The sequence below is a fragment of the Streptomyces sp. NPDC005811 genome, from assembly GCF_040630405.1.
Classification (GTDB): Bacteria; Actinomycetota; Actinomycetes; order Streptomycetales; family Streptomycetaceae; genus Streptomyces.
Genome location: NZ_JBEXXK010000048.1, coordinates 1 through 11,775 on the forward strand (window position 1 = coordinate 1; position 11,775 = coordinate 11,775).

At 68.2% G+C, this 11,775-nt stretch carries 9 protein-coding genes and 1 pseudogene; 4 read left to right on the forward strand and 6 right to left on the reverse strand.

Features of this window, described 5'->3' with window-relative positions; genetic code table 11:
- Nucleotides 1-691: 691 nt before the first annotated feature.
- Entirely contained in the window at nt 692-1,096 is a 405-nt protein-coding gene (locus ABZ490_RS38410; protein WP_359001359.1) for a hypothetical protein, read from the reverse strand.
- Between the two features lie 290 nt (nt 1,097-1,386).
- On the opposite strand from ABZ490_RS38410, the pseudogene ABZ490_RS38415 reads away from it, so the two are divergent.
- Nucleotides 1,387-1,550, forward strand: a pseudogene (locus ABZ490_RS38415) (IS5/IS1182 family transposase); the annotation flags it as partial.
- Between the two features lie 51 nt (nt 1,551-1,601).
- Nucleotides 1,602-2,419 (forward strand): IS5 family transposase gene (locus ABZ490_RS38420; protein ID WP_359001362.1). Its coding sequence is split into 2 segments (ribosomal slippage): nt 1,602-1,950 and nt 1,950-2,419, totalling 819 coding nucleotides; the frame shifts between segments, so codons are not numbered across the junction.
- A gap of 9 nt (nt 2,420-2,428) precedes the next feature.
- Here the strand turns inward: ABZ490_RS38420 and ABZ490_RS38425 are convergent.
- On the reverse strand, nt 2,429-5,125 hold the full coding sequence (locus tag ABZ490_RS38425) for a hypothetical protein (RefSeq protein WP_359001365.1): 2,697 nt from the start codon (nt 5,123-5,125) through the stop codon (nt 2,429-2,431).
- A 177-nt stretch (nt 5,126-5,302) separates the two neighbouring features.
- Here ABZ490_RS38425 and ABZ490_RS38430 point away from each other — a divergent pair, with 177 nt between their 5' ends.
- Nucleotides 5,303-5,512, forward strand: a complete 210-nt coding sequence (locus tag ABZ490_RS38430) for a hypothetical protein (protein WP_164296120.1) — start codon at nt 5,303-5,305, stop codon at nt 5,510-5,512.
- Nucleotides 5,513-5,676: 164 nt separating this feature from the next.
- Here the strand turns inward: ABZ490_RS38430 and ABZ490_RS38435 are convergent, their stop codons facing one another.
- The 4 genes from ABZ490_RS38435 to ABZ490_RS38450 form a co-directional block, all read right to left on the reverse strand.
- Complete coding sequence (locus ABZ490_RS38435; protein ID WP_359001370.1) at nt 5,677-6,747, reverse strand: hypothetical protein; 1,071 nt, start codon at nt 6,745-6,747, stop codon at nt 5,677-5,679.
- A gap of 786 nt (nt 6,748-7,533) precedes the next feature.
- Nucleotides 7,534-8,373, reverse strand: coding sequence for an IS21-like element helper ATPase IstB (gene istB / locus ABZ490_RS38440; RefSeq protein ID WP_359001373.1), 840 nt, complete (start codon nt 8,371-8,373; stop codon nt 7,534-7,536).
- The gene (gene istA, locus ABZ490_RS38445) at nt 8,373-9,629 is read right to left on the reverse strand and encodes an IS21 family transposase (protein WP_359001376.1); all 1,257 of its coding nucleotides are present in this window, start codon (nt 9,627-9,629) and stop codon (nt 8,373-8,375) included. Before istA ends, istB begins: the two co-directional genes overlap by 1 nt.
- Nucleotides 9,630-10,329: 700 nt before the next feature.
- Nucleotides 10,330-10,890, reverse strand: coding sequence for a hypothetical protein (locus ABZ490_RS38450; RefSeq protein WP_359001379.1), 561 nt, complete (start codon nt 10,888-10,890; stop codon nt 10,330-10,332).
- A 615-nt stretch (nt 10,891-11,505) separates the two neighbouring features.
- Here ABZ490_RS38450 and ABZ490_RS38455 point away from each other — a divergent pair.
- The gene (locus tag ABZ490_RS38455; protein ID WP_359001382.1) at nt 11,506-11,769 is read left to right on the forward strand and encodes a helix-turn-helix transcriptional regulator; all 264 of its coding nucleotides are present in this window, start codon (nt 11,506-11,508) and stop codon (nt 11,767-11,769) included.
- Nucleotides 11,770-11,775: the final 6 nt, after the last annotated feature.

Sequence of the window (11,775 nt, forward strand, 5' to 3'; positions counted from 1 at the left end):
AGCCCACCACCCTGCGGATATCTCACACAACCGGCATACCGCAACGATCACACATCGTCAGCCCCCAACGACATTACGTCGCAAAAGTCAGTAACTCCGCATACGCTCCGGCTTCTCGGGCGGCGGTTGCCAGCTCTAGCTTCAGCAGGTGGTGCGCCAACGTCTCCCCGGCGAGCGCGCATTCCGGGGCCCCTGGGGCGTGGGCGAAGAACCGCAGGCCGCTGGGGGACCGCTTGGCGTGCATCGGGTGCCGGCACTCGTCGCAGGTGATCGGTGCGAGCGGCCGGACTCTCCACACCGCCTCCCACGACCGCCCGCACCCGAGATCGGGTAAGTGCGCGAAGACCGTCCCCCACTGCGCGTGCACGGCCCGGAACGCCATCGGCCCCCCTGCTACATCGCTGAGAAGGCCAGTGTGGCGGGCGCCACTGACAATGCATCAGAGCGCAATCCAGTTGTACGGGATCACCAGCGCAGCCGGGCGCGGTGTCCGTCATCTCCTCCAGTCACTCAGGCCGCGTCCGCGTGTCAGCGACATCATCATGCGGGCTGCCGTTACCTGCCTTCCCCCCGAAGCCCTGGGAGATCCTTCCTCCTTGCAAACTACGAGAGCTCGGCCGAGTCTGTCTGAGAACGCCACAGGGGCCCCGCACGGCGCGTGCGGGGCCCCTGTGTGAAGCGGAGTCGGGTGCTACTTGATCGGATGCTCGTCGAGCCAGTCGGCCAGATCGTGAGCAGAGCCGAAGACCGCCGGCCGGTTGGACGTCATATCGTTAACGCCCAGGTCTTCGCCGGGCTCGAGGCCTTTCTCCATCTTGTCGATCAGAGCGTAGGCGTCGGTCCAGAACTCGGGGCCCACGCTCTCCTCGCCGTTCATGGCCTTCCGCAGGACCCGGGCGGAGGCCACGATGTGCTTCATCTTGTCCCAGCACGTCCCAGCCTCCTCCGTGCACTCGTCGTCCAGGTAAGCGTTCGCGGCCTCGTCCTGGAAAGCCGCAGCCGCCTTACTGAAGCTGGGCGCCACGGCGGCAGGCTTGCTATCGGCGGCCGAGGCTTTCGGGTCGCCGCCGCAGCCGCTCGTTGCCGCCATGGTCACCGTCAGGAGCGCTCCGACGGTTGCTGTCCCCCACCTGTATCTCCCCATGACGGGGGATCATCGCACGAACGTCTGACAGCATGTCGCCGGGCTTGAACCGAACTGGGCAGCCATGTCTGCCGCATCGGGCGGAAGTCACGCATTGCCGGGAGCTGATCATCAGCGCCGCGGATCTCTTTCCCAACGCCGGGTACAGTCACTCGACCGCTCTGCCCCATGCCTCATTCCCGCCCGCGCCAGTGGGCGAGGTTGTGCCGGGTAAGCAGGGCAGTTCGCCGTGGAGGGGGGCGCTTGAGTCCTCCACCCGCCTGGGCCGCCACCGCTGGGTCGTGGAGCGGTCCGTAGCGCCGGCTGCCGCCGACTCCACCGCCGCTACGAACGCAAAGCCGACCACTTCCTCGCCTTCGCCGCCATCGCCTGCACCCTCATCTGCTACCGCCGACTCACCAAATGAGATGACTTCTTAGACCGTGTCCTACGTGGTGAGGCGGTCGTTGGTCTGTTCATGGGGCGGGGTACGTGGAGTTGGATTGTTCCGGACGGGCTGTGGGAGATCGCGAAGCCGCTGATCCCGCCGTCGAAGGTGCGTCCGCAGGGCGGCGGGACGCAGGACACGCCTGATGAGACGCTGTTCGCGGCGATCGTCTACGTGCTGGTCAGTGGTTGTGCCTGGCGGGCTCTGCCGCCCTGCTTCGGGATATCGAAGTCGACCGCCCACCGCAGATTTCTGATCTGGTCCAGAGCCGGTGTCTGGGGCCGCCTCCACGAAGCCGTACTGCACCGGCTCGACGACGCCGGCCTCATCGACGTCACCCGCGTCGTCCTCGACACCGCCCACGTCAGGGCTAAAAAAGGGGCGAACACACAGGTCCGAGCCCCGTGGACCGGGGCAAGCCGGGTTCCAAGATGCACGTCCTGTCGGACGCGAACGGACTGCCCCTACTCGTCGGCGTCTCAGCCGGCAACACCCACGACAGCGAAGGTCTGAAGCCGATGGTGGCGGGTCACCAAACGAGACACGACCCCCATCGCGGCCGGTACTTCAAGCCCCAGCGCCTCCACGCCGACAAAGCCTACGACCGCCCGGACCTGCGGAAATGGTTACGCGGCAAGCGCATCAGAGTCCGGATCGCCCGCAAAGGCATCGAGTCCAGTGAACGGCTGGGCCGCCGCAGGTGGGTGATCGAAAGGACGATGTCGTGGCTGTCCGGCTACCGTAGGCTCAGCCCCCGCTACGAACGCAATCCCCGCAACTACCTGGCCTTTCTCGGTCTCGCTGCGGCCTTGTGCTGCTACAAGCGCCTCGTCCGCCTCACCACGTAGGACACGGTCTTAGCTGGGTCGCAGTCCTTCCTGGCTGCAGCACATGGATTGCTGCCATGCAGGCATCGGCGTGCCGTCCGGGTCCAGGCCATACGGCCACAGTCTGCTGAGCATCCCCCGGTGCACGGGCAGATGGTGCTGGGTACCCGTGCCGTGGTCGGCGGCCTTCTGGGCCAGGGCCACGGCAGCCTGGTGGTCCCCCGCTGCGTCCTGCTTTTCGGCCAGGTCGATAAGGGCCTGGATGTTGCCGTGCTGAGCGGCCTGCCGGGCCAGGTCCTCGGCGGCTTTCCGGTGCCCCGCCGCCTCCCGGATCATGGCCAGGCGGGCCAGATCGTGGGCGTTGCCGGCGGCCTGCCGGGCCAGGGCATCGGCACCTGCCCGGTTCCCGGTCCTCTCCCGCATTCCGGCCAGACGGACCAGGGCGTCGGAGTCGCCGTGGTCCGCCGCCCTCTGGAGAAGATCGTCGGTGCCCTTAGCGTCCCCTGCCGCCTCCCGCAGGTCGGCCAGGCGGGTCAGGGCCATGGTGTTGCCGTACCTGGCCGCCCGCTGGAGAAGAGCCTCGGCGGACTCCGGCTCCCCGGCCCTCTCCCTCATTCTGGCCAGGCTGACCAGAGCGACGGCGGCGCCGTGCTCGGCGGCCTGCCCGGCCAGGGCTTCGGCTGCCTTCCGGTCTCCCGCCGCCTCCCGCATCATGGCCAGCTTGATCAGGGCCATGGCGCTGCCCTGATCGACGGCCTGCCCGGCCAGGGCTTCGGCTGCCTTCTGGTCCCCGGCCGCCTCCCGCATCATGGCCAACCGGGTCATGGCCATGGCGCTGCCGTGCTTGACTGCTTGCTGGTGAAGGGCCTCGGCGGCTTCGCGTTCGCCGGCCTTCTCCCGCTCCACGGCCAGGCTGACCAGCGCGTCGGTGCTGCCGTGCTCGGCAGCCTGGCGGGCCAGGGCCTCGGAGGCCTTCCGGTCCCCCGCGGCCTCCCGCATCATGGCCAGGCGTCTCAGGGCGGTGATGCTGCCGTGCTGGGCCGCCAGCTGGTGAAGGGCCTCAGCCCTCTCTCGGTCCCCGGCCTCGTCCAGCATCCCGGCCAGGTGCTCCAGGGCGTCCGTGTCCCGGCGGTCGGCGGCCTGCTCGGACAGGGTATCGACGGCTTCCCGGTCCCCGGCCTCCTGCCGCATCCCGGCCAGGCGGACCAGGGCGTCGGTGCTGCCGCGATCGGCAGCGTGTTGGAGGAGTGCCGCGGCGCCCTCCCGGTCCCCGGTGCTCTTTCGCAGCAGGGCCAGTCGGACCAGGGCAGCGGTGCTGCCATGGTCGGCGGCGCGGTGGTCGAGGTGGTGGGCGATTTGCAGGCGGTTCCGGGCTTCGGCCGCCGTAGCCAGGTTGTACAGGTCATCGGGGTGGGTGAGGAAGCTTTGCGCGGCGTGCCAGAAGGAGGCGGGCGGGCAGCAGTGGTTGCGTGTGGTGCGGCCGTGCTGTTCCAGGTAATCGGCGAGCCGGAACACCGGTGCCGCCGGAGGCTGTACCGGTGCGGGCATGGTGCTGGAGAGGGTGGGCGGGCGGCGCAGGGGCCGGGGGATGGTGCAGCGCAGCGGGGCTTGTTTGCCGTGGACGGGTTCGGCGAGCTCGGCGTAGGCCCGTTCCGCCCAGTCGTCGGTGAGGTCGTCGTAGTCCGCCTGGCTGAGGTACTCGGGGGCGGCAGAGGTGAGGAAGGTCTGGGGAAGGTGGAGACCGACGCCGAGGCGGCGTGCGTCCATCGCCGCCTGAAGTAGTGCTCTGGCGGCAGGGCTGGCGTGCTCGTAGCGGCGCAGGAGTTCGGGGGCGCCGGCCAAGTCCTGGGTGACGCGCCCGTCGGCGCGGGTACGTCTCAGTGCGTCGCCCAGCAGCGCATCGCCGCCCCTGGCAAGGGCGGCCGCGCTGGCCAGCGCCTCGGCATCGAACTCGTCAGGGACCTTCACGGTGCGGCCAGAGAGCAGTTCCCGGACCCGGCTGTGCAGGTCTACCTCGCCCGGCATCGTCAGGGCTGTGTACTGCTTGAGGTAGTCGGGCCAAAGCGTGCCCAGCACGAGAACGGGCCCACGCTCCGGGCTGACCAGCAGATCGTGCACGTCCGCCGCGATCCGCTCGCCAACTGTCCGGTCGCCGAGGTAGTGCTGGGCCTCGTTCAGCCACACCACTGTGCGCGGCCCGACCCGGGCCAGCTTCTCCAGCGCGGCCTCAGCCCGGGGCGGGGCGAAGGGATGCCACAACCGCCACCCCTCGGCCGCCAGCGGCTGGACGGCTTCCCAGCACGCCCGTGTCTTCCCCGTCGACGAGGTGCCCACCAGCACCACGATCCGGCTGAAGCCGCCCGCGGCAACACGCACCGCATCGGCCAGCACCTCGTCATGCGGCCGGGGCACGTATCCGGGCAGCACCCGCCGCCCGGGCGACCCGGAGCCGGGCCCGGCCGGGTGGACCTCCAGGGCATGGGGCTCCCACTCACCGATCGGCCTGCCCGGGGCCGACCTGCCCGCTTCGGCCGCGTCCAACTTCCCGGCCGCGACCCGTTGCAACGCCAGCAGCTCCTGCACCGGCAGCTTCAGTTCGCGGGCCAGCGCCACCACCGTCTCCGCCGACGGCCCAGGCAGTCGGGGCGAGAACGCATTCGACACGGAGGTACGCCCCAGCCCGGTGCGCTGGACGAGCTGTGTCTTGTTCAGCCTGGCCTGGGCCAAACCGTCATCCAGTCTCCTGCGTAGTTCCCGCAGAGCCGAGTCCGGAGTGTGACCGCCCTGTTCGTCGTGCACGTGCTCGCCCCCGGGGCCGTGGTGTGTTCGCCGGTGTTCATCTTCGTCCGGGCGAACCACGGCGCACACCGTTTCCGCGACCTTCGAGCACGTCAACACCCCACCATGTACAGGGAGCCCGTCGTGGCCGTCGTCCTGCTGACCACTGCACTCGTCATCGTCGTCGCGTTGCTCGCTGCGGCGGGCGCGGGCAAGCTCGCCCGCATGGACGGCGCCACCTACCCCGCCGCCCTCACTCGCGCCGCCATCACCTTCGCCGCGGTCCTCACCCTCGCCGCCTCCGTGACCGCAGCACTCGCCGCCCTGCTCACGTAGTCACAGGTACTCGCGTCTGGCCTGAATAGTGCAGGAGCCCCTCAATGCGGCACCGTCCCCGAAGGAGGCTCGGGGGTTGTTAAGGCGGACGATGCCGAGCACGGCGCGCTGAACGCCCTTTTTAAGACCTTCTTCGAACGGGTGCCCGGCCGTATACGCGCGGATCACATACGCGTCACGCGGGAGCTATCGACCGGCTCGTAAGAGCGGATTTCTCCTTCGGAGACCTCGATGATGAGCGAACTGGTCACGCGTACGTCGTCTACGGGGTGCCAGCCCATCTCGACGCCGCCATCCACTGTGAGTTCATAGGTAGAGACGTTTAGGTCGGCACGGAACGCAACGGTCGCCTCCAGCGTGGCGTTTCGAGGGTCATCGCCAGCTTCCTCGCCCGTCGTCGCGTACTCAATGCGGATGTCCGACACATCGAGCACCTCATACACCTGGCGCAGGGTGACGTCATCCAGTTCGGGCTGGTGTTGGTGGCTGCCGGCCAGCAGGAGCGCCTCATCGGCCTCGAAGCCGCCGAGATCCAAGTCCGGTTCGGCCCAGTCGTGATGAGTTCCCTTTGAGTCGCCCACCAGCGAGGAGAAGTAGTGGGTGATCCTGCGCTCCAGTACCTGCGGGCTCTTCACCAGCCTGAACAGCGCCTGGTTGAAGTCCTTCCAGTTCATCATCTGGGGAGGAGCCACTCCGAGAGCCTTGCAGGCGACCTGTACATCGCCGTCCTGGCTGAGCAGGGCGACACCGTCGAACGAGCCACCAGCCTTTACTAGGACGTCCCGCAGCCAGGCGGAGTCGGAACCCCCGGTCTTGACTCCCTGCTTTTTCCGGCCGGGCCCAGTCTGCATGATCTGGTCCCTCAGTCCAGCGCGTGCCGCGTCTCCGCTTAGCTCCACGATCGTGACGCCCGGCACGGCTTCCAGCTCCCTGAGAAAGTCCTCGGCGACACCCTGGCCGTCCGAAGGGAGTACTGGGGGCTGCACCTTGATGCCTGCCGCAGACATCGTCTTCACTGCGGACTTCGCTGCGACGCGGAAGGTCTCGACCTCGCGGACGAGGTGCTCCGCCCACTCCAGGGCCACGAGCTCCGGAACCCATGTCTCGACTCCTGCGTCTGCTGCCAGGGCCGCGATTCGCCGCACCTTCCCTAGATGAGGGAGTCCGTTGCCGAGCGCGTTAGCGTCGAAGATGATCGCGCGGAGAGGATCCGGCAGAGCGGGCGAAGTGTCCATGCGCACATCCTGACAAGGCGAAGGCTTGCTCAGCAGGGTTTTGAGAATCGCCCCGAGCGGCACCCACTAATGAGCTGTCCCGTAACCCCATGAGGCTGAGGGTCATGCTCCGTCAGGGCTGGCGCCGATGGCACCGACCGAGCGAAGCGAACGCCCGAGGTCTCCGGACATCGCTGGACCTACGTGCCTAACGTGCCAGAAGCCTGATTAACGCTCTGACATGGGAGACTAGGTTGACAACCCTAGATAACGACGACCCCCAGCGCCTTCCTGCATCCTGCTCGTCGAGATTGTAGGTTCCGCGTTCCGGCGTCCAATTCCGGGCCGCCCTGTCCAACGGATGTCCGATTGGACAGAGCCTCGTGGAACCGCTGGTCAGAGCATTGGGCTGTGGACACTGCGACTCGTCCGGAGCCCGCACCGTCAGGGCCCTGGGGTCCTAGCTCAGACACCAGCCGCAAAGTAGCGGGGCGTTTCAGCATGCCGCGGACCATGCACACCCGTGGTGCTTAGCGTCGGGCTCTCACCAGCAGAGGCACATCCTGCTGGGGCGCGGCTTCATACCCCGTCTCACGATTTTACGCAGCGAGGCGAGTTCCATGGCCCGTTGGGGTCGGTATTCACGGCGACGAAATCGGGGCCGTGCTGCTCACGGCAGGTCTCATTGAATGAGAGAGGACCGCTAGTCGTAATCGGTTCTGCGGTTCCGTCCCCGCGCACGATGTCGGCGTCGGTTGAACTCTGACCCACTTTGGGCGGTTGAGTTCTGACCCGGTTGGTGGTGGTTCAGTCGTTGTCGGTTGTGTCGCTGGGGACGCGTCCAAGTTCGCGTCCTCGCATCCGGTAGGAGTCGCCCTTGAGGGAGTGGACCTCGGCGTGGTGGACCAGGCGGTCGATCATGGCGGCGGCCACGGTCTCGTCCCCGAAGACCTCTCCCCAGCGTCCGAAGGGCTTGTTGCTGGTGACGATCACGGACGCGCGTTCGTATCGGTTTGAGATGAGCTGGAAGAACAGGTTCGCGGCCTCCGCTTCGAAGGGGATGTAGCCGACCTCGTCCACCACGATCAGCGGATAGCGGCCGAGCCTGGTGAGCTCGGCCGACAGCCGGCCGGTGTCATGGGCGGCTGCGAGTTTGTCGACCCACTCGGCTGCAGTGGCGAAGGCGACGCGGTGTCCGGCCTGGCAGGCCCGCACTGCCAGGCCGATTGCCAGGTGCGTCTTGCCGGTGCCGGGCGGACCCAGGAAGACGACGTTCTCCTTGCCCGCGATGAAGTCCAACGTGCCCAGATGCGCGAGCTGTTGGCGCGTCATGCCGCGCAGATGGGTGACATCGAGCTCCTCGATCGTCTTGATCGCGGGGAATCGCGCGGCGCGTACTCGTGCCTCGCCGCCGTGCGATTCGCGGGCGGAGACCTCGCGCTGGAGGCAGGCGACGAGGTATTCGGTGTGGGTCCAGGACTCCTTGCGGGCCCGTTCGGCGAGCCGGTCTGCAGCGGCAAGCAGGGCCGGCGCCTTCATCGCTCTGGCAAGAAAGGCTAGGTCGGATGCGGTCTGCTGGCCGGTCCTGCGGCTCGTGGTCGCAGCCGGTGCGGGCGCCTCGCGGCCGGCGGCGGAGGCGCGGGGCATCAGCCGGCCTCCTTGCCGGCGTCGCCGTCGATGACGGTGAACAGCCGGTCATACGAGCCCAGCTCGCGCTGTTCGACCTCGACGAGCGGGCCAGAGGCGGAGTCGACGGCCTGGACATGACCCGTGGGCCGACGGCGTGCCTCCTCGCGCATCGTGCGGCCGGTCTCGGCGTGCTCGGGGGCGGTGAGGGTCTGGTGGCGGGCCCAGCAGCGGGCATGCTGGGCGACGATCTCGCCGTCGGCCGTCAGCACGATGACCTGGTCGTTGTCGGTCAGCACGGTGACCTGACGGCCGATCGCGGTGGGGTCGACGGAGTAGTCGCAGGTGTCGACGCGGACATAGTGGTCTCGGCCCAGCCGGGTCGAGAACCGCCACCAGGCCGGTGGGTCGACCGCGGGCAGGGTGAGCATCTGGGCCCGGTCTGCTTCCCACCGGTCGGCCGGACGGGTCCCGAGGGTGCGGTGGATGCGCCGGTTGGCGACCTTGAGCCATGTCCCGAGCTGGGTGTTGAAGTCGTCCGGTCCGCTGAAGTGCCGCCCGGGCAGGAACGAGGTCTCCAGATAGCCGTTGGCCCTCTCCACCAGCCCCTTCGCCTCAGGATCCCGGGGACGGCACAAGTGGATCCTGGTGGCGAGCAGGCCCGCGAACGCGGCGAACTCGGACGTCGGGCGGCCGCGGCCGACGCCGGCCTCGTTGTCCCAGACCAGCGTCCTGGGGACGGCGCCCCACTCGCTCAGCAGCCGCCAGTGGCCGTCGATCAGGTCGCCGGTCCTGCGTGACGGCAGCATCCGCGCGGTGATCACGCGGGAGTAGCCGGAGACCATCACCAGCACCGGCGGGCGGCCGGTCTGCCCATAGCCCAGAGGGATCTCCGCGTCGGGGAACCACAGGTCGCACTGGGCCAGCTCACCGGGCCGATAGACCGTGCGCGAGACCGGATCGATGGGGAGATAGGCAGGGCGAAGTTCCCGGATCCGGTCCTTGAGGATCGTCATGCCTCGCTCCCAGCCGATCCGCTCGGCGATCACCGTCGCGGGCATCGTCGGGGTCTCCCGCAGCAGTTCCCGGATCTGCACCTCGACCGCGTCGACCGCTGAGCCCCTGGACGGCCGCTGGTACTGCGGCGGCCGATCGCTCGCCAGGGCACGCTTGACGGTGTTCTTCGAGATGCCCAAGTGCCGTGCGATCGCCCTGATCGGCATCTGCTCGGCCCGGTGCAGTCGGCGGATCTCTGCCCAGTCCTCCACGAGGATCACCTTCCCTCCTGACCTTGATCACCAAGGCCAGAGTCAGACGAAGATCACCAAGTGGGTCACTTTTGATCCGCCGTCAGAGGGTCAGCGTTCAACCGTCGCCGAGACACGCATGTCCAGTCCTTGACGACTTTGAGGTCCGGGCCTTCACGGCGGGACCCGGCAAAGCCGTGTGCCCGGCAGTAGGCCAGCATGTTGAGGCCGAGACCTTCTAACGTCACTGATGGGGTCGGTGACGTCGACGATGTTGAATGACCCGATACGTGCCTGCTCACCCAACCTCCGAGGGGAGTGCTGAACCACAGGAAGAGGAGCAGGCCAATCACCGCGCACCAGACTGTGATGTCTCGGGCCGTCTTTTCCTGCATCCCCGGTCCTTCACCTGTTGGGCGTGGGCGGTGTCCATACCGTAGTCACTTGAAGCCAGGAATAAAGTGTTGGCACGCCCAGCAAGCAGCGCCCCCGCCGCGGGTTCCATCGTTTCGGTGAGGATGTGGATGGCCGACGATTGCAACTAGGGCGACGAGCAAGCCGCTACTTTGCGGCTGGTGTCTGAGCTAGGACCTCAAGGCCGTCAGGGAATGGACACCGAGCGCGGAACGATCAAGGGGGCAAAGAACGTGGAACCGTCAGAACGACCAGCTCACAGCGTCGGCATGTGACACCGAAGCGCGGAACCTACAGAGATGGTTCGAGCGCAAGTTCACCGGCTCCGCTCGAGAGTCCAGTGCACGTCGCCTGAGTGCGGACAGATCTGCCACATCTCCAGAACGCCGCTGCCCGCCAAACGGTCCAGACCATGAGCAAGTTCGCGTTCTGGTAAACCGCAGTCACGTAGGACACGGTCGCTTTCGCGCACCCCATCTCCCGAGGACGGATCGCTGTGGGCAACGAGGGAGGTACCGAGGAGCTGCATCCGTGGCTCTGCCATCCCGATCCGTGCCGGGCACCCAGTGCGCAGCGCCCAGTCGGCGGCGCGTCTTCGGTCCGGACGGGCGGGCGGCTGGGCAAGCAGCGCAGCATCGAGCAGTTGCGCGGCGGTTCCGGCCGCTCCGGGCGGGGCATCGAGACGCAGCCAGCGCGCCTGCTCCAGCTCCCGACAGGCTTGTGCGGCGCCGACGCTAAGGCTGTGCGGCACGCCTGCGGGGAGGGTGACCCTCATCTGTGCGTTCATGCGCAGCGCGCACTGCAGGGCGAGGAGCCTTGCTTCGGCGGACACCTCCGAAGGAAGGGCCGCGGCGAGGTAGCTGAGAATCTCGCTCACGCGCACGCGCTCGCCGGGCCCTCTCGTAAGCCGGGGACGGCGCAGACGCATGGAAGTCGGGTGGCGGGAGCTGACAAGAGCGGTGTCTGGAACAACGGCGGCCTGGTCGGTTGCAGCGGCGCAAGCTCCGCAGGCGTCGACGAGGCGCCACACCCGGCCACCGCGTTCGCAGGCCAGGAGCAGGCGGATGGGCCCGTCGCACCCCCGGTGGCGGCGGTGCCAGCGGCAGCCGCGCTCATGGCAGTGACACGTCCGCAGATGAGGCGCTCGCAGATCACCGCGGGCGTGCCGGGCGAGGTGGGCCAGCGCGGCCGAACGGGCGGAGGCCGCACTGACCGGCCAGCCAGCCAGAGGGCACTGCTGGCATGTCAGAAGCAGTCGGCCTGCCTGGGACCGAAGCTCCACCGTCCAGGCGCGCGGGGGCGCAGGACGCGCGGTGCGTAGTGGCATGGACAAGCGGCCCTCCTTCCCGATCACGCACCGGCCGCTCCTCTCTTGTGGCGGGCGGCCGTCACCGTAGTGCAGAGCTCTGCCCTCCCGCTTGCGGGACAGCCGGGAGAAATAGGGCAGAGGTCTGCACTGACAGGGCAGGGGTCTGCACCGTCGGATGGTCGGGTGACGATCTTGCCGCCCGATCCGGACCTCGACGAGCTACGGCTGGAACTGGCGCGGCTGCGGGCCGCCCGCGGGTGGAGCTACGACGAGCTCGCGGCCCGCAGCGGCCTGGCCAGGCGCACCGTGATCGAGATCGAGCAGGGGCGCACCGTCGGCACGCTCAAGACGTGGCACGCCCTCGCCCATGCCTTTGGCACGCCGTTCGACGAGCTCTTCGCCACCCTCTGCCGCGGACACGAACCACCCCGGGGCGCCGGCGGCTGATCAGAG

Coding starts and splice junctions, on each gene's coding strand:
- ABZ490_RS38430 (WP_164296120.1), top strand. CDS start 5,303: ATGTACAGGGAGCCCGTCGTGGCCGTCGTCCTGCTGACCACTGCACTC.
- ABZ490_RS38435 (WP_359001370.1), bottom strand. CDS start 6,747: ATGGACACTTCGCCCGCTCTGCCGGATCCTCTCCGCGCGATCATCTTC.
- istB (WP_359001373.1), bottom strand. CDS start 8,373: ATGCCCCGCGCCTCCGCCGCCGGCCGCGAGGCGCCCGCACCGGCTGCG.